Source organism: Paenibacillus sepulcri, assembly GCF_042647105.1.
GTDB lineage: Bacteria > Bacillota > Bacilli > Paenibacillales > Paenibacillaceae > Paenibacillus_Z > Paenibacillus_Z sepulcri.
Window position 1 is genome coordinate 3,335,503 of the sequence record NZ_JBHRUP010000001.1, and the last position, 17,796, is coordinate 3,353,298.

17 protein-coding genes are annotated in these 17,796 nt (G+C 46.4%); all 17 read right to left on the reverse strand.

Annotation, left to right across the window (positions count from 1 at the left end):
- Positions 1–28: 28 nt before the first annotated feature.
- The 17 genes from ACFOLF_RS14725 to ACFOLF_RS14805 all read right to left on the reverse strand — a co-directional run bounded on the left by ACFOLF_RS14725 (position 29) and on the right by ACFOLF_RS14805 (position 17,786).
- Positions 29–250: a YneF family protein gene (locus tag ACFOLF_RS14725; protein WP_210042675.1), complete on the reverse strand. Its 222-nt coding sequence runs from the start codon at positions 248–250 to the stop codon at positions 29–31.
- 105 nt (positions 251–355) lie between these two features.
- Positions 356–1,420, reverse strand: coding sequence for an HD-GYP domain-containing protein (locus ACFOLF_RS14730; RefSeq protein WP_210042683.1), 1,065 nt, complete (start codon positions 1,418–1,420; stop codon positions 356–358).
- Positions 1,417–1,962 (reverse strand): methylated-DNA--[protein]-cysteine S-methyltransferase, encoded by a 546-nt coding sequence (locus ACFOLF_RS14735; RefSeq protein ID WP_210042685.1) that lies wholly within the window; start codon positions 1,960–1,962, stop codon positions 1,417–1,419. Before ACFOLF_RS14735 ends, ACFOLF_RS14730 begins: the two co-directional genes overlap by 4 nt.
- 263 nt (positions 1,963–2,225) lie before the next feature.
- Positions 2,226–3,440 carry a tRNA epoxyqueuosine(34) reductase QueG gene (gene queG, locus ACFOLF_RS14740; RefSeq protein WP_379114185.1) on the reverse strand — a complete coding sequence of 405 codons (1,215 nt, stop codon included), beginning with the start codon at positions 3,438–3,440 and terminating at the stop codon, positions 2,226–2,228.
- A 48-nt stretch (positions 3,441–3,488) separates the two neighbouring features.
- Positions 3,489–4,151: a signal peptidase I gene (gene lepB, locus ACFOLF_RS14745; RefSeq protein ID WP_379114183.1), complete on the reverse strand. Its 663-nt coding sequence runs from the start codon at positions 4,149–4,151 to the stop codon at positions 3,489–3,491.
- A 7-nt stretch (positions 4,152–4,158) separates the two neighbouring features.
- Positions 4,159–4,710, reverse strand: a complete 552-nt coding sequence (locus tag ACFOLF_RS14750) for a DUF402 domain-containing protein (protein ID WP_210042687.1) — start codon at positions 4,708–4,710, stop codon at positions 4,159–4,161.
- 144 nt (positions 4,711–4,854) lie between these two features.
- Positions 4,855–5,277: a GNAT family N-acetyltransferase gene (locus tag ACFOLF_RS14755; protein WP_210042696.1), complete on the reverse strand. Its 423-nt coding sequence runs from the start codon at positions 5,275–5,277 to the stop codon at positions 4,855–4,857.
- A gap of 343 nt (positions 5,278–5,620) precedes the next feature.
- Positions 5,621–6,565: a glycosyltransferase family 2 protein gene (locus ACFOLF_RS14760; protein ID WP_210042698.1), complete on the reverse strand. Its 945-nt coding sequence runs from the start codon at positions 6,563–6,565 to the stop codon at positions 5,621–5,623.
- Positions 6,566–6,596: 31 nt separating this feature from the next.
- Positions 6,597–8,003 (reverse strand): undecaprenyl-phosphate glucose phosphotransferase, encoded by a 1,407-nt coding sequence (locus ACFOLF_RS14765; protein ID WP_210042709.1) that lies wholly within the window; start codon positions 8,001–8,003, stop codon positions 6,597–6,599.
- Between the two features lie 90 nt (positions 8,004–8,093).
- Positions 8,094–9,053 (reverse strand): glycosyltransferase family 2 protein, encoded by a 960-nt coding sequence (locus tag ACFOLF_RS14770; RefSeq protein ID WP_210042711.1) that lies wholly within the window; start codon positions 9,051–9,053, stop codon positions 8,094–8,096.
- Positions 9,053–9,892, reverse strand: coding sequence for a dTDP-4-dehydrorhamnose reductase (rfbD, locus tag ACFOLF_RS14775; RefSeq protein WP_210043721.1), 840 nt, complete (start codon positions 9,890–9,892; stop codon positions 9,053–9,055). The genes ACFOLF_RS14770 and rfbD overlap by 1 nt, the downstream gene beginning before the upstream one ends.
- 14 nt (positions 9,893–9,906) lie before the next feature.
- The gene (rfbB, locus tag ACFOLF_RS14780) at positions 9,907–10,929 is read right to left on the reverse strand and encodes a dTDP-glucose 4,6-dehydratase (protein ID WP_210042713.1); all 1,023 of its coding nucleotides are present in this window, start codon (positions 10,927–10,929) and stop codon (positions 9,907–9,909) included.
- 11 nt (positions 10,930–10,940) lie between these two features.
- Entirely contained in the window at positions 10,941–11,498 is a 558-nt protein-coding gene (gene rfbC / locus ACFOLF_RS14785; protein WP_210042716.1) for a dTDP-4-dehydrorhamnose 3,5-epimerase, read from the reverse strand.
- A gap of 18 nt (positions 11,499–11,516) precedes the next feature.
- Positions 11,517–12,260, reverse strand: a complete 744-nt coding sequence (locus ACFOLF_RS14790; RefSeq protein WP_210042717.1) for a sugar phosphate nucleotidyltransferase — start codon at positions 12,258–12,260, stop codon at positions 11,517–11,519.
- A gap of 131 nt (positions 12,261–12,391) precedes the next feature.
- Positions 12,392–13,492 (reverse strand): acyltransferase family protein, encoded by a 1,101-nt coding sequence (locus tag ACFOLF_RS14795; RefSeq protein ID WP_210042720.1) that lies wholly within the window; start codon positions 13,490–13,492, stop codon positions 12,392–12,394.
- A 722-nt stretch (positions 13,493–14,214) separates the two neighbouring features.
- Positions 14,215–15,516: a glycosyltransferase family 4 protein gene (locus tag ACFOLF_RS14800; RefSeq protein WP_210042722.1), complete on the reverse strand. Its 1,302-nt coding sequence runs from the start codon at positions 15,514–15,516 to the stop codon at positions 14,215–14,217.
- A 14-nt stretch (positions 15,517–15,530) separates the two neighbouring features.
- Complete coding sequence (locus tag ACFOLF_RS14805) at positions 15,531–17,786, reverse strand: hypothetical protein (RefSeq protein ID WP_210042724.1); 2,256 nt, start codon at positions 17,784–17,786, stop codon at positions 15,531–15,533.
- Positions 17,787–17,796: the final 10 nt, after the last annotated feature.

The following is a 17,796-nucleotide window of genomic DNA, read 5'->3' on the forward strand; positions in this document are numbered from 1 at the left end:
TCCCCCTTCCCTGCAAGCGACGCGCTGATTATCGGCGTCCGCCGCCCGGACGTTGATTTTTCATCATGCTCTGTGCTTTTTGCAGCTGCGATTTGTTCATATTGTAACCCATTTGCTTCGCCATCTTCTGCAGCATTTCCGGATCGTTCTGCATCTTCTCAAGCTGCTTGCGCAAATAGAAGACACCGATAAAAAATCCGCCAACCGCTCCCAAGAGGAGCGTTACAATCGGAATAATAATATTCCACATGCCCGTCTCTCACCCAACCTTTATCTGATCGTTATGAATGTACATATTGCAACCTATCATAGCATGTACGGGTGCCTACCGCAAACCCCGGATTCGACAATAAAATCAACCCATTACCTGCTCAATGAACACCGTGTTTTCCTTGGCCAAATCGATCTCCCGGCTGCCGATGGAATCGTCGCCCTCGCGCTCCAGCAGCCGCACAACCGGCCGACCCGGCAGTCCGCGATGCTGCCCGACCACTACCCCGGCTTCCCTGGTGGACAGCCGCACCGATACCCCGTTGGGATAGATCGAGACCACGCGCATGAACTGCACGACGACCGCATGGTCGAGCTCTTTTCCCGACATCGCCAGCAGCCGCTCGCAGGCTACGTGCGGGAGCATTCTTTTACCGTTATCAAACTCCTGCAGCAGGTTGTCGTAGGCATTGGCCACGGCAACAATCCGCGAATAGAGATGAATCTGCTCGCCGGCGAGGCCTCTTGGCTCTCCGCTGCCGTCGATATGCTCATGATGCTGCAGCGCAACATGGGCAATCAGCAGGCTGAACTCACGTCTGGCCTTGAGCAGCTGGAAGCCTCTCCATGTGTGATGCATGGCCATCTTCTTATTCTTCGCGGCTTCATCATCTGCGGGCTCAAACTCGAACTCGGACTCTTCGAGCGGTTTGCCAAGATCATGCAGCAGCGCGCCGATGGCGAGCTCCTTCTGCTGGACCTGATTCAGGTTCATATGAATGCCGAGCAGAGCGGAGATCATGCAGACATTCATCGCATGGACGAAGGCAGCATTATCACGCGTGCGGATATCATTGAGATGGATGAGCACGTCTTTGTTGCGCAGCACATCCTCGAGCATATCCTCCACCGAGAGGCTGACCGAACGCGAGTTGAAATCCTTGCCTGAACGGATCGAATCCATCGTTTCCGACATGGTGCGGATCAGCGTCCGCTTGGTCTCCTCCGAGAGCAGCTCTTCCTCGATCTCAATATCCTGCAGCCTCGGATCCGTAATATATAAATTCGTAACCCCGATTCGTTTCAACGTGCTGATCATAAATACCGTAATCTGGACTCCTGCCGACAGCAGAATCGTTCCATTCGTCGCATAAATCGTCTTTCCCAGCAGATGGCCTGGCTCAACGGATTCCATATCAATGTATCTCATGAGGCTCCCCCGCCTTCCTTCTGCCGTTCAAGCGCAAGCAGGTAGGTTTTCGCATCCAGTCCGCCTCCATAGCCTACCAGGGCCCCGCCTGCCCCTATAATACGGTGACAGGGGACGATCAGCGGAACGGGATTGCGATTGTTGGCCCCGCCGACTGCCCGGACCGCCTTCGGCTGTCCAATGGCTTCCGCGATATGCTTGTACGACCGGCTTTCCCCGTAAGGAACATCCAGCAGCGCCTGCCACACCTTCGTTTGAAAAGGAGTCCCCCGCATGTCCAGCTTGACGGTGAACGCTTCCAGTCCCCCTGCAAAATAACGCTCCAGCTGCCCGGCAGACTCGCTGATCATGATGTGCTCATTCGGCTTCACCTGCACCCACTGCGCGTCGCCCGTAAACCAGGTCCGCGTCCAATTGCGCAGCTTCTCTTCCCGCAGGGCAAAATCGCCGAATTCAATGCGGCACAGCCCGGCATCGGTTGCCAGCAGCACAAGCGGCCCTACAGGCGACTTCAATTCGGTCCAATAGATGGTCTCGCTCATCCTCTAAAGTCCCTCCTTATGTTTTGTTGCCGTTATGGATTTGCAGACTTTGGCCATGCCGGATATGGCTTATGGCATGCCAGCTGCAATCAAAACATATATCGGTTGACAGCCGCTTCCTGTTAATATTTAAGCAAAATCGCGCAAATCCCAGCATGCTGCATGACCGCTGCCAGAAGGATGGATTTCGAACCTCCCTTTGGCACGCCATGCTGCTACAAGCCCTTAGAAGCCCCTCTGAAGCCTCAAAACCATGTAAAGCATTATTCACGCTTCACCAATCCGTCATCCTCTCCAGGCGCTCCTAACGCTTCCTGGGCGGCATCCCGATTGCCGGGGCTGCCGGCCGCCAGTGCAGCGGATATGGCTTCCAGAACGGCCTCCTCCCGCTCAAGCTTCAATGCCTGCTCAAGCGCATCACGCGCCGCCGCGCCGCCAATTCGGCCCAGCGACCAGGCCGCAGTCGCCCGCAGCTCGAACCGCGGATCGCTCCGCAGCACATTCGCCAAGGGCTGCACCCCGCTCGGGTCCTTGAAATTGCCCAGCGCGATTACCGCGTTGCGCTGGATCGGTTTTCTGCCGCGCCAGGCCGAGGACGTCTGGCCGTAAGCTTCCTTGAATTCGCGATTGCCCATCGTCAGCAGCGGGACAAGCAGGGGCTTGGCCTTCTCAAGATCCGGCTGCAGCTCCGGCTGATGGGTCCAGTTTTTGCCCCTGTTTTTGGGACAAACCGTCTGGCAGGTATCGCAGCCATAGAGACGATTGCCGATCTTGCGCATGAGTTCGTCCGTGACAAGCCCCTTGGTCTGCGTTACAAATGAAATACACCGCTGTGCATTCAGCTGCCCGGGCGCCACCAGCGCGTCCGTCGGGCATGCATCCATGCAGGCGGTGCAGTCGCCGCAGCTCTCCGCAACGGGTTCATCCGGAGGCAGCGGCAAATTCGTGATCATTTCGCCCAGGTATACCCATGAGCCCCATTCCGGTGTAATAACAGAGCAGTTCTTGGCGCTCCAGCCGATGCCGGCACGCTCGGCAACCGCCCGATCCGAGAGCGCGCCAGTATCAACCATGCTCTCCGCCCGCAAGGAAGGAACGCGCTCCCGCAGCCAATCCTCAAGCTTGCGCATTCTGTCGCGCAGCACCTTATGATAATCCTCGCCCCAGGCGGAACGCGACATGATCCCGCGCCGCGCTCCCGGCTCGGATTTCGGGGGATTCTTCAGCTTCGACGGATAGGCCACCGCGATTGCAATAATCGACTGCGGATTCTCGAGCAGCAGCGAGGGCTGCGTTCTTTTGTCCAGATCCGGCTCCTCGAAGCCCGACTCGTAACCCAGCTCACGGTGGCGGATCAGCCGCTGCTTCAATTCAACGAAGGGATCCGCCGAGGCGATCCCGATTTTATCAATTCCAAGGCCGGCCGCCGCAGCTTTCAATTCATGCTTCAGCTTCTCCCAGGATGTCACATTGTCCACTGCGATAGCCTCCTTCCAGCTTGCACTATTTCTCAAACAGCAGCTTCTTTACAGCGTATTCAGCTTGGTAATCGGCCACAGAATATAATCCGCCCGCCCGCGAATCATCGAAGCAGGCACGGTACCGAATGAGCGGCTGTCTCTGCTTGCACGCGCATGACGATTATCTCCCATGACAAAATAACGGTCATTCTCCACCACAAAGGGTCCATAATCGATATCCTCAATCGCCGTGTCCGTAAACCGCTCCACCACCAGCTCCCCGTTGCGGTACAGCTGACCTGAGCGAATTTCTATCTTATCTCCCGGCACTCCCACAATCCGCTTGACCAGAAACTCTTTCTTGTCTGTTCCCGCGGAAGGATCCTTCAAAATGATCACATCTCCCAGATGAGGAGATCCAAAGCGGTAGGAATACTTATTCACGAACAGCCATTCCTTCTCGTAAAGCGTCGGTTCCATTGAATGACCTTCTACCGTGGACAGGTTGAACACAAAGAAATGAAACAGCAATACGACCGCGACCGCGACGATCAGCGTACGGGCCCAATCCCATAATTCCTTGCCCCAGCTCGTATGTTCTCTGGAGGGTTTCTCCGGTTTGTCAGGCTTCCCTGACTGCGCCTTGTTCCTCGATGTGGAATGGGAGCGTTTGCGGGAACCGATAGAGCCAGGCTCTGTTTCTTGCATTGAATCCGAAAAATTGTCCATGCTGCTGCTACACCTCGCCCGTCTGTTTATTCCATGTCTCGAAATAAGCGGCGACTTGATTGTTGTTGAACGGTGCCTTCCCGGATTCCACCCGATCCAGCAGACCATGAAGCCCCTCTTGTACTTTTCGGTCAACTTCCTTCGAATAATGATACATCGCCTTATGAAGTTCATATTCCTCGACATCCACAACATGAACCGATCTATCCTGCGCGACAATCACATCCAGGTCATAATCAATATAGGTCAGCACATCATCCTGAAAATAAGGCGGCGAGGCCACATTGCAATAATAACGAATCCCCTCGTTCTCCAAGAGAGCAACAATATTATACCACTGTCCGGGGATAAAGAACGAAACAGCCGGCACGCGGCTCGTCCACATCCCGCCATCCGCCTCCTGAATAGGCGTCTGCCGGTTAATCAAAATATACATGGATTCCGCTGCATGTTCAGGTGCCGTCAGCTGATCCGGAAGCAGGGAATTCTCCAGCCACATCCGATGCAGCCGGCCGTTATGCTTGAAGCTTTTGATCACACTTGGGCGATAATTGTCCATATGCGAGCTCTCCCGTGGAAGTCTGAATGAATCGCTGCCTGAATCTGCTTAATAAGTTAAGAAAAGCATATCTCGCCGCCAAAATCAATGACGTTCGAGATATGCTTGTCCATGATGACAATGTATTCAAATAGGGCGTAAGAGTTATCCTGCGACGATGCTAAGCTTCTGAAACGACCGGAAGAAATCCGATGCCGCATAGCCCAGCGACTCATAAAGCGACAAAATCGGCTCGTTATGCTCGTCCGCCGATATCAAGATCTTAGTTACATTCTTCTTCTCAAAACGCTGCTGAAGCCCGCGAATCAACGACTTGCCAATACCTTGACGCTGGTAATCCGGATGAACGGCGATACGGTAGTAATAACCCTTATTATTATCGATTGTGCCAATTACGATACCCGCAACAACATCGTTCACCAAAGCTACAAGCACTAGCTCGCTGTCCCACGACAGCTGCCGGCCAAAAGCCTCCATGGTCAATTCGTAGCATTCTGCCGATAAAACCGTTTCGAGCAATTGGGTGACAGGTCGATAGTCTGACAATTGGAAAGTACGAACGTCCATAACTAAAACCCCTCTATACGCAGTATAAAAAAATTTAGGTAAAGTTAATAATACGACAAAATCATGCGAATTCCTTCTAAAAAGTTAAAAAAACCTTAAAAAGTTCATTAAATCTTTGTTTTTCTCATGTAAGCGCTTTATAGTAAGCGTTTTCATTAAAATGAAGCAATTTTCACTCTGTTTTGATGTCGAAGATTATTTTGATGATTGTACTATATATATTTTGATGTCTAGATTCTTTTGCTGACCCAAAGGGTCTTGGACACAAGCAAAAAGCTCCAGATTGTATCCAGAGCCTGACGATTATTGAAGGATTAGAGCTTTACCTAACGCTTGCCACTGATTACACGGACATCCCTTTTCCCTTGACTCCGCTTTCGGCGTTCAACTTGTCCCAAATTTTGCGGTGCATGCTGAATCTGACGCAAAGTCCGTTTGGCAGGCTTCGGTAACGCTTGCCCAGCTGGTAGCCCAGGAGCTTGGCTGCCGATTCAGCGAACAAGCGCGGCATCCAGTGCCATTTGCGCTGCCGGTGCAGCTCGCTCAGCTGTGTGCGTACGAGACGCGAGCCCTCTTTGCCCACGGCCGAGTACTGGAAGACCCAGTCATTATTGCGCATGGATACGCCATTGTCGAAGAAACGCCTGAACTGCTGAATGAGCGTATAATCATGGGAATGCACGACCCGGGCTTCAGCTGCGTAAGCAACCGTGTAACCCTGGAGAATGCATTTTGCCGCGAAGAAAAGATCCTCGTTAAAAATAACCGGCTCCGGAAAGCGGCCAACCTCCATGAAGACGTCCTTGCGGATGGCTGCGCACACATTGGAGCAAAAGAAGGTCTTGATTCCCAAGCGGGGGATATCCGTCTTATCCTTGGTGGAAGACTGCTCCGGATAATTAAATCCGCGGGACAGCCGTTCCAGCACATTCGCCTCCGGCCTTGCCAGCTGCCTGGCATAGACACAGGATATCTTCCCGTCCTGAAATGGTCGCACAAGCTCCTGCAGCAAGAACTCATTATCCGGAAGCGCGTCCTGTGTCATGAACACATATATATCGCCTGCCGCCAGACTCACTGCGTAGTTTCGGGTTCCTCCATGGTCGAATTCGCTTTGGAGGATGGTAAATACACGAGCCCCTGCCCGCCTCGCTCTCTCAGCCGTCCCGTCAGACGACGAGGAATCAACCACGATAATTTCATGGGGTGTGAGCGTCTGGCTCTGCAGCAGGCCAAGGAGCCCGTCAAAAGCGGGACCGGCGTTGTAGGTTGGAATAATAACGGACACACGGGGTCCGCCTGATGTCATCACTGCTGTGTCAGTATGCATTTTTATTAACAAGACCTTTCGTTATCGTCTTCACGATGATTTTGAGGTCGAAGAAAAAGGTCCAGTTCTCGATGTAGAACAGATCATGCATAATGCGGTCCTGAATGGATGTATCGCCGCGCAAACCGTTGGTTTGCGCCCAGCCGGTAATGCCGGGACGAATATGGTGCTTCACCATATATTTCGGAATTTCCTCTTTGAACTGCTCCACGAAGAAAGGGCGTTCCGGCCTTGGACCGACGACACTCATATGTCCGACAAGCACATTGAAGAACTGCGGAAGCTCGTCCAGACTCGTTCTGCGGATAAAGCTGCCGAAGCGTGTCCGGCGCGGATCATTTTCCACCGTCCACTGCGTATCCGAGGTGCCGGGGTCCGAGATATGCATGGAGCGGAACTTGTACATATTGAATGTGCGCCGATCCAGCCCCATCCGCTCCTGCTTGAACAGGACAGGCCCGGGAGATGTCAGCTTAATGCCGATATATACCATGAGCATGATCGGCGAGACGATTGTGATGGCAAACAGGGAAAACACAATATCGAACGCCCGCTTCAGAAGCCGGTTGCTCAGCTCATCAAGCGGGATGTCGCGAACATTAATCAGCGGGATACCCGCAAAATTGTCGAAGAAGGGACGCGCCGGGAGCATATCGAAGAAATCGGGAATAATGAGCGTCTTGACGCCCGTTTTCTCGCATTGATCGATAATCGTCGCATATTTCTTATGGGCCTTGAGCGGCAGCGCAATGATGACCTCATCGATCATAAACTTATTCAGCATTTCATCCAGCTGGTCTGTAGTCCCGATAATGGGCTTCAGCCCGCTGTGCTCGGCCGCATGCTCAGTCTGGAAATCATCCAGGAAGCCGATCGCCTCATAGCCGAGCTCGGGATGCTGCTTCAAGCTGTCGTAGAAGCTGCGCCCCACCGAGCCTGCGCCGAGAATGAGCACATAACGTCTGTTGAACCCTTTGCGGCGGAGACGGGTCAGAATGCTCTTCACGGCATAGCGGTAAAGGATCATGCCCATAATATTGGCAGCGATGAAGATGGCCAGAAACTCACGCGATATATGAACTTCTTTGGCAATAAACAGCAAGCTGAGCAGGCCAAGGAAGCTTAAGCCATGTACCTGGAAGATTTTGAGAATGTCGTAGGAGAAGCTCTTGCGGCGACGCGGCGCGTAGAAACGCACGTAAAAGCCAACAAGAATGGCGGCGAATGAATAGATGGTGCCCCAGAGGAGATAGCTTTTGAGTGGGAGATTATTATAATGCGACAGGAGCCCGCTGTTGAACTTCAGCCAGTATGCGGCCAAGAACATAATCAGGGTGCACAAGAGATCCGCGAGTACATATATTTGAGTCAGAAATCGTTGGTTCTGTCGGATCATAAGTCTCTCAGTCCTTACTATCTAGTATTCGAATGACGAATCTACCAGTATTGTATCAAAAAAACGAGAGGGAACCAACCTTGAGATTTGTTAGGTTTTACCTTTTCTTTCAGCAATTCGGCGCCAGAGAGCGCTCCGCTGCCTGAGCAGCTCCGGCATGCGGCGGAGAATTGTCGCCCAGCACCGCAATAAGCCCTGCTCCAACAGTAATATATACCCGACTTGAACGAATTCAAGACCGATTAATCGGGGAATCGACAGAAACATTTTCCAGCCCGCAGGTTCATTCTTAATGATGGTAAATATCCGGTTCTGATAAGAATGTCTTCTGAGAAACAGCGGGATCTGCTTGCGGCTGCGGCGTCCCTCATACTTCCAGCCCCGCTCATGAAGCGCTTTGGCCTCCGCCAGATAATACGACTTCCAGCCCAGCAATTGGGCCCGCCATGCCACGTCAACGTCTTCCTTGTAAGCAAAATAGGACTCGTCATAGAACTGCCCGTCCATGCTGATATCCTCCACCATCCGACGCCTGTAAACCGATGCCGCACCGGATACCCCAAAAATATAACGGGACTCCTCCCACTGCGCAGCCGGTTCCCCGCCGCCGAGATCCCAGGCTCTGCGCGTGCCGCCCATGTTAATGCCGGCGCTGTCCATGATGTCCGGACGGGCCGCCAGCACCAGCTGGCCTGTCACGCTGCCAACCTCCGGGTGCTGCTCCATAAATTCCACAATACAGGCTATGTAGTCCGTTCCGAGCTCCACATCAGGATTCAGCACAAGCACATAATCGGAATCCGTCTGCCTGATGGCCTGGTTCTGGCCGGCAGCGAATCCGACATTATCGCGGTTGGCGACAAGCCTGACTGTCGATTCCTGGAAACCGCGAACAATGTCGCAGGTATTGTCGGTTGAGGCATTATCCACAACGACAATTCCTGCGACCGGATGCGACTGCTGCAGGACAGCCTGAATGCATCGCTGGATATCGGAAGCACTGTTATAGGTTACGATGCATACACTGGCAGTCGCCGCAGCTGGGCTCATTACTGATCATCCTTTAGAAAATGAATTAACGCCTCCCGCCAAGGCCGCAGATCAGTCAGGCCGTTCACCCGAATGGATGAATGATCCATCACGGAGTAGGCAGGTCTGGGTGCGGGACGCGGGAAATCTTCTGTCGTGCAGGGCTCAAGCTTGATGGCGGAGCCGCTCTCCTCGAAGATCGCCGCGGCGAAATCGAACCAGGAGCAGATGCCTGTATTGGAGGCATGATAAATACCGTAGCATTCCGTCCGGACAAGCTCCAGCAGAAAATGTGCCAGATCGAGCGTATACGTAGGCGAGCCGATCTGGTCGTGCACCACCTTCAGCAGGTCCTTCTCGCTGCCAAGCTTGAGCATTGTTTTCACAAAATTATTGCCGTATTTGCCGTACACCCATGAGGTACGGACGATAAAATAGCGGTCATGCAGAGATGTGACCGCCTGCTCACCGGCAAGCTTCGACTTGCCGTACACGGTACGGGGGTTCGTATTGTCGATTTCATTGTAAGGAATCACGCTTGTGCCGTCAAACACATAGTCGGTGCTGATGTAGCACAGCTTGGCTCCGATTTCTCTAGACGCAATGGCCAAATTCCGCGTTCCGGCCGCATTCACGCGAAAGGCCTCGTCCGGTTCGGACTCGGCCTTGTCAACGGCGGTATAGGCGGCGCAGTGGATAACAGCATCCGGTTGGAATCGGGCCAGCACCTGCCGGCACTGCGCCAGGCTCGTGATGTCAAGCATATCACGGCCATAGCCTTGAATGGTGAAGCCTTCTTCAGAGAGATGAACGAGCTCTGCGCCCAATTGACCATTAGCGCCGGTGACAAGAATCTTCAGGTTCGGCGCTGTTGTCATGACTTTGTCCCCAGGCGGTCGCCGTACTGCGTTTTGAAATAATCCTGGTAGGCACCGGAGAGAATTTGCTCCATCCAGTCGTTGTGCTCCAAATACCAGCGAACTGTTTCCTTGATGCCGTTCTCGTAGTCGTATTTCGGCTTCCAGCCCAGCTCATTGCGGATCTTGTCGGCATCGATCGCATAACGCCGGTCGTGGCCAAGGCGGTCCGTAACATAAGTGATAAGCGATTCCGTCTTGCCCAGCTCAGCCAGAATCGTTCTGACCACCTGCAGATTATTGCGCTCATTATTGCCGCCAACATTATAGACCTCTCCTGGACGTCCTTTATGCAGCACCAGGTCGATCGCGCTGCAGTGGTCCTCCACATACAGCCAGTCACGGACATTCAGACCATCGCCGTATACGGGGAGCGGTTTATCATTAAGGGCGTTCTGAATCATCAGTGGAATAAGCTTCTCCGGGAATTGATACGGCCCGTAATTGTTGGAGCACCGCGTAATATTGACATTCATGCCGAATGTTTCATGATAAGCGCGAACAAGAAGATCCGCGCCTGCTTTGCTGGCAGAATATGGGCTGTTCGCAGCAAGCGGCGTCTCCTCCGTGAAGAGACCTGTGTCGCCGAGTGTGCCGTACACCTCATCGGTGGACACCTGGACGAACTTGGTGATGTTATACTTCTTCGCCAGATCGAGCAAGGTCTGGGTTCCCATAATATTCGTGCGGACGAAAATCTCCGGATCCAGAATACTGCGGTCCACATGCGATTCCGCAGCAAAATTCACAACAACATCAAGCCCCTCTGCAAACAAAGGCTCCAGCGCTGCGCGATCCGCGATATCCGCTTTGACGAAGCGGTAGTTCGGGTGCTGCTCGACCGAACGAAGATTTTCCAGGTTACCCGCGTAAGTCAGGGCATCAACATTAATGATCGTATAGCCGGGATAATTCTTGGCCATATAAAGCACAAAGTTGCTTCCAATAAAGCCGGCACCGCCGGTGATTAACAGTTTCATGACGTTATAACTCACCCTTCGTAAACAAAATTCATCTCGGCATCAGCCAGCAGCGGATGCTTCGTATCTTTCTCGGATAAGATCGGTGTTGACGTCGGCCAGTCGATTCCAAGTGCCGGATCATTCCAGGCGATGCCGCGGTCATGCTCGGGAGAATACAAGGCATCCACCTTATACTGTACTTCACTATTGGGGACAATTGTGCAAAATCCATGAGCGAAGCCTTGAGGAACAAGGAGCTGGCGTTTGTTGGCTGCGCTGAGGATAAATCCCTGCCACTGCCCAAAGGTTGGAGAATTCTTGCGAATATCTACGATAACATCGTAGATGGCGCCTGCCGTTACGCGTACAAGCTTGGTTTGGGCTTTCGGATTGAGCTGGTAGTGAAGTCCTCGCAGTACGCCTGTCTCAACGGAAAGGGAGTGGTTGTCTTGGACGAAAGCATGCAGAATACCGTTGGAATGAAAAGTGGCTTCATTGTAGCTTTCCGTGAAAAAGCCCCGGTGATCACCGAACACAGCCGGTTCAATCAGCTTCACACCAGGTAGCTTGGTTTCTATGATTTTCATTTGAGTCACACCTGCTTTTTACAATTTAAGCTTGCCGAATTCTTCGCCCAAAATGATATCCTTAGCCAGTTCATTGGCTTTGGTGAGGGATGAATGTGTCCCAGCGTCTGTCCACCAGCCTTTTAGGATATCATAAGAAAGTTCGTTGTTTTTTATATATGCGTTATTCACATCTGTAATTTCTAATTCCCCTCGACCGGAAGGCTTCAATGTTCGAATAATCTCAAACACACGGCTATCATACATATATATTCCAGTTACCGCGTAACTGCTTTTAGGTTTTAGCGGTTTTTCTTCAATAGAGAGAATTCTGTCCCCGTCCAAATCAGCTACGCCATAACGTTGAGGATCGTGAACCTCTTGAATGAGGATCTTGGCCCCTCTGTTTTGTTGACGAAAGTTATCTGCAAATGTTGCGATGCTATCGTCAAATACATTGTCACCCAAGATGACAACCATTTGGTCGCCGTTGACGAATTGCTCCGCAAGACCCAGAGCCTGAGCGATTCCGCCTGCTTCGTCCTGGACTTTGTAAGTGAAGGACATTCCAAATTCATACCCGCTGCCTAGAAGATTGACTACGTCACCCATGTGGTCTTTACCAGTTACGATAAGGATGTCCTGTACTTCTGCTTCTTTGAGCTTCGCAATTGAATAAAAAATCATAGGGTATTTTCCCACGGGTAATAGATGCTTATTTGTTACTTTCGTTAATGGAAATAGACGCGAGCCTGTACCTCCAGCAAGTACAATACCCTTCATTTTTATACCTCCAGTTAAGCCTATATATTGTTTTGGCAATTTTTTTTGTAACCGCCACAAAAGATCAGATATTTGAAATTTTAAATTAGTATTCTTCTGTATGAAGACTCTTCAAAAGATAAAGCCCCCTCTTATCGTATGTCAACAGTAGTTTCGGGCACTTTGGGGGTGAATACTCTCTTCAAGGCTCTTCTTAAAGGCGGTTCAATATATATGACTACAACAGCCGCTAAAATAAGTGAACTAAATATAGCTATTAACACAACAAGTTGGTTGTTAATAATGGAAGTTGCTCCAGGAAATTTAGCAAATAACCATCGGTCAGTCATTGCCCTGATAAAAAATCCAAAATCAGCATGTAGCAAATACAATGTGTAGCTCATTCCTCCAAGCAAAGCTAATAACTTTGAATTGATTGGAACAGTTTTTATGCCAGATACATAATAAACAAGTGCAATACAAATTGGGGCAATTAAAAACGTACCTATATCGGAAAACGAGTACTTAAATGTTCCACCGATCCAACTCTCAAAACCCACACAGTGGTTCCAAATCAATATTCCAGACAATAGAAATCCTAGAGGTGTGAAGGAATTTTGTTCTCCTCTTCGAATCTGATACAATAACATCCCTGCTACAAAGTGACCAGTATATTCTGTTATAAGAAAATCTTTCAAAAAAAGGTTGTGAAGATAAAAAACATTAATTAAAGATATAATCAACCAGACAGGAATTATTACTGAAAATTTATATGTACTCCAAACTCTAAATGCAAGAAACAATGCAACTATTACATAGAATTTAAGTTCGATTTGGAGGGTCCAATAAACGCCAGAAATTGACTCTAGCCCAAACAATTGTGGATAGAATGTCAAACTTGCAAGCCATCTTATAAAAATTTCAGATGCAGCTACTCCTGGCAATAATGAAGAAGAGATTGCCGTAATTATTGAACAAGCTACAAAAGCTGGCATAATCCGAATAAATCGCGCGACAGCAAATTGATAAACTCTTCTTCCTTCTGCAGATATGGAAATTACCAAACCACTTATAATAAAAAATACATCCACACCAAAATCTCCAAAGTGAAACAATGAAAAAAATTGGTTGATTGGCCAGAATCCTTGTAAAGGACCAATAAAAAAATAGTGATAGAAAAGAACACTAAATGCTGCTCCAAATCTAAGAAGGTCAAGGCCTTCAATTCTGTTAGTTATTACCTTGGTGTTCATTCAAAATCTTCTCCCCCATTATCTAATCATTTCTTTTATTTTAAAACTTAATTGGCTTTTCTTGAATTTGAGATATAAACATTACGGTGATCTGGGGGTCTTGATCTACAATTTTTTGGAGTATGAATAAAGGAGAAGAATTATAAAAATTCAAAGTGAATGTTTGACTATACACTTAAGTTCTTTAGGTTTCCTTCGTAAACTAAATAGATTTTTCAATTTCTACATATGTAATATAAGAAATCGTCAGAGTCATAGGAAAATCACTAGTACTAAATTGATAATCGCACTTTGAAAAAGATTTACCATCCTTTTATTACTAATAACTTGTGCAACAATGAAATGTATTAGCTATATTGAAAAAAATTACTTAATTCCCTAAAAGAAGACCCTGAAGATTAATCCTGAATTTCTTTAAGATATGATATTAATAACAAGGCCCAGAATGACCCTTCAATCGCAGGCCAGACTAGTTTCCATGTTACCGTCCAACCCCAAGTTTAAAGATAATAGCATGGCTATAATAAGAAGCTTTGAAGTAGGCAAAAGGGTTATCCACAACTTTTTCTATTGGTTAATTTCTATAAACATTTTCGCTTCATCATTCCGATTATAAGCAATCGATTCTTCCAATAATACTCTAATAAGAGAAATCTCAAATGTTAGCTCCAAGCAACAGTGCAATGAATCTAAAAGTCAAGCACTGTTATTATTTTTAGCCACTATTTCTTCAAATTACTAATTATCTTTGTAACTAGAAATTTTATTTCCCCCTCAGAAAGATAATGCTTTCCCTTTGTCCAGTAATAATTTATTTTACTAAGTTGTTTAATATTTAACGATTGGCTCTTTCCATTAGAAACAACTGGATCTTTGCAGAATTGAATTAAAGGTTGCACACAGTTATCCCAGTGATAATCCTCTATTAATTTACCATATTGTTCATTAAGCTGATCCGAATGAAGTATCATTTCAATAGCCGCTGCTAATGCTTTCTCATCTTCTGGTGGGACAACTGCGCCTATATTATACTGAGCTATTAAATCAGAAAAACCATCACCATAAGTCCCAATGATCGGTAATTGACAACGAATATAATCTAGCATTCTAGTTCGAAAAGAATACCTCGTTTCTAAATGATTATAATGCAAACTTAAACCTATATCTGATTCCAAATAATAATTATATCTATCATTATAATCAGCCCAATCGTTGAAGAATACAAATCGATTGGTCAATTGTAGCTCATCGCTAAGCTTCATTACTTCATCAACAATTTTCATTGAAGATATATTTGGATTAGGATGTTTTGTACCCATAAAGAAAAGTTTGATATTATGGTGCTTCTCTGCCAAAAGCTTCATCGCCTTTACAGCCGTAAGGGGATCCAGCCATGGCCAAATACCACCGCCCCATAGTATAACCCTATCCTCTTCATTAATCCCTGGGACTACCCCTTTCATAACACTCTTCGTATGAACAGGCATTTCAGCGTCTAAACCAAATGGTACCACATTAATAAGAGATGATAAATCCTTACTTATATGATATTCGACTGGATTAACACGATTAATAGCTGCAAGCATCCCAATCCAAAAGTCCTTCTGTTTCTCTGAGGCACAGATAAAATAATCGCCAAATTTTAATTGATCTATCAAAACTGATAATCCAACTTTATGAAGCGAGTCCTCGTGCTTATTCTGTTTAAAAGTTTCTAAATTTTCAAGGATAAAAGGATCGTATAAATCAATGATAACAGGTATATTATATTTTTTAATTATAGGGTATTCCCATAAAGTCATACCCTGTACCAATACAGCATCAGCCTTTTTCAGCGCATTTGCTAGCGTTTTTTTGTCTAACGTTTCGATTTGGAAATCTGCGTTTATTTCACAGAGATTCGGGGTAAATAGTATAACATCAAACTCTTTCGTCATTTCCTTAGCAAAGTTCCAGTATCTAATCCCAGGACCTGCCATTTGCTTCCCGATATGGTCAGGTGAAATTATAACGATTTGTTTCATCCTTCAATCACACCTTAACCATTTAGTTTATGTCGAAGCTTTTCCTCAAGCACATTTATTAGATGATCACGTTCTTTAATTAACTTTTCCATTTCCATCATCGAATTATATCTTTCTTCTAACAATTTCCCCTGTTCTTTGATCGTAAGATCTCGTTCTTTGATCATAGCTTCCATTTCCATCATTGCTGAGTATCGCTCACCTAACAATCGATTTTGATCTTCAACTTCATTCTGCAGATTAACCAGATCAGAGCTCCCAGTATTAATAATGCCATTTGTCGATTGAAATAGTTTACTCATGTGCTTATTGTAATAACGATTCAGTAAATCCAGCCCTTTATATATAAGCAAGCCCTGTGGCCAAGAAGAATTTTCAATAAACTGTTTTAATTTCCTTCTATGGTTTTTAGACACTACAGCCATCAGAGTGAGCAAGTATGGAAATTTCACTTTTTTTTCAACATATTTCCCTAGCCCGAACGTCTCATTGTGTGCCAATTCAAAGAAAGCTGCTGTCAATATCTTAGGGGGTTCCTGTAAAAGAAATTGCAATGTAGTAACGGATTGTTTTTTTAGATCTTGTGAGGTAAGAGCATGGTTTTTAACTAAATGAGTTAATTCTCTTCCAATACTCAGCACGCCGTCCTGGAAATATTTAATAAACTGCATATGAACGGAATCTTCTGCACGATCATTAACCTTTTTTACTTTGATATGATTTTCGTTGAGTTCATAGCTCACAACACTTCCGCTAGGTGAGTTACACATCATCTCGAACGGTGAAACAAACCTTAATACACTATTCATCACTTCTTTAGCAATAAAGCTTGTCTTCGTTGTATTAAATGGCTGTTTATTAATGAAGTCGTATAAACCAACATAATATCCATCAACTATCGTTTCATTAAATATATTTGCTATATTATCTTGTATCGTACCGCGCCATCCAATATCCACGAGAAATATCCGTTCCGTATTCTTTGTAATCCCCTTCTCAGCAAAATACTTCAGAAGCAAACTTCTTTTTCCTTCTAATTCTTCTTTAAGCTTGTCACAAAAATTAATATCATGAAATAATGATTGTATCTTTAAATTTAACCATGGATATTGTATTTCTTCTTTTGAATCGATAGAATAGTCATCAAGAAACTGCGCAAAGTTCTTTATATCAATATTTAATGATTGAAAGAACGCATCCATAGATTGCGTTGAATATTGATTCCAGAGTCTCATAAATTCCTCAAGTGTAACATTCTGAATAGAAGGAGCAAAAGTAGCAACTCTACTTACTTCCAGTATTTCAGATTCAGGCAACTTCAATCCATAGAGATTGTTATCTAAGATAACATCATGGATTTTTTTGAAAAACTCTCCTTCTCGAGTTAAATAATATATTTTTGAGTATCCTTTTTTAACAGCCTCTTCAATGATTTCCATAACAAAAGTGAAAAATATGATTCCATTTTCTCGACCTATTTCATTAAGTTCTTTATAGGAATTCTCTTGCAAAACAATTGACTCATTTGCTTTTGAAATATTGATTTTGAATCCCTTATTGGCCATTCTTTGTTCAAACTTAATACGGTTATTTTCACGCTTCTTTTCTTCCACTTCATGAAAATAATGAATTGTATTTATTCCCAATTTTTGAGGTGATTCTACATCAGCAATTAAGCTATCACCAATATGAATATGTTCATCCGCATTAATCGATTGTTCTGTATGAAAATATTGAAACAGTTTTCCAGATCGTTTATTGAGACGAACTTCACTAGATACATAACCCCCACTATACTCAACCTTAAAACCAACATGAGCAAGCAGTTCTTCAATAAACTTTTTATTTGAGTAAAAGTCTGAGACAAAGAATATTCTCTTCCGCTGCTGAGAATGAATTAAATCTTCTATTTCAGAATCGAGATAGGTAACGTACTTTTCTTGTTCAAGTTCAATTTTTATGAGTTCGCCTATTACATCTTCGCTCTCTGGAATCGTTCCATCAGATATTTGATTAAGTAGTGCCCGAAATACTTCTGAGTGCATATATTCATCATCATTACCAGATAATTTACTTTGACTTCCTATTTCACCTTCTAGTTTACATCTTTCAAAATAAATATCGTAATAATCTCTATACGATGTGTTAAGGTAGCGATTAAACTTTAAATATATATAACGAGATACATATAATTTTATTTCATCAGGGTGGCATGCCCTTCTAATCACTGTATCCCATATATCGAAGCTAAGTACGTTAGATTGAGACAAAACAAATCAA

Coding starts and splice junctions, on each gene's coding strand:
- ACFOLF_RS14725 (WP_210042675.1), bottom strand. CDS start 250: ATGTGGAATATTATTATTCCGATTGTAACGCTCCTCTTGGGAGCGGTT.
- ACFOLF_RS14735 (WP_210042685.1), bottom strand. CDS start 1,962: ATGAGCGAGACCATCTATTGGACCGAATTGAAGTCGCCTGTAGGGCCG.
- ACFOLF_RS14795 (WP_210042720.1), bottom strand. CDS start 13,492: ATGAACACCAAGGTAATAACTAACAGAATTGAAGGCCTTGACCTTCTT.
- ACFOLF_RS14730 (WP_210042683.1), bottom strand. CDS start 1,420: ATGAGATACATTGATATGGAATCCGTTGAGCCAGGCCATCTGCTGGGA.
- ACFOLF_RS14765 (WP_210042709.1), bottom strand. CDS start 8,003: ATGATCCGACAGAACCAACGATTTCTGACTCAAATATATGTACTCGCG.
- rfbC (WP_210042716.1), bottom strand. CDS start 11,498: ATGAAAATCATAGAAACCAAGCTACCTGGTGTGAAGCTGATTGAACCG.
- ACFOLF_RS14790 (WP_210042717.1), bottom strand. CDS start 12,260: ATGAAGGGTATTGTACTTGCTGGAGGTACAGGCTCGCGTCTATTTCCA.
- ACFOLF_RS14750 (WP_210042687.1), bottom strand. CDS start 4,710: ATGGACAATTATCGCCCAAGTGTGATCAAAAGCTTCAAGCATAACGGC.
- ACFOLF_RS14800 (WP_210042722.1), bottom strand. CDS start 15,516: ATGAAACAAATCGTTATAATTTCACCTGACCATATCGGGAAGCAAATG.
- ACFOLF_RS14770 (WP_210042711.1), bottom strand. CDS start 9,053: ATGAGCCCAGCTGCGGCGACTGCCAGTGTATGCATCGTAACCTATAAC.
- lepB (WP_379114183.1), bottom strand. CDS start 4,151: ATGGACAATTTTTCGGATTCAATGCAAGAAACAGAGCCTGGCTCTATC.
- ACFOLF_RS14755 (WP_210042696.1), bottom strand. CDS start 5,277: ATGGACGTTCGTACTTTCCAATTGTCAGACTATCGACCTGTCACCCAA.
- rfbB (WP_210042713.1), bottom strand. CDS start 10,929: ATGAAACTGTTAATCACCGGCGGTGCCGGCTTTATTGGAAGCAACTTT.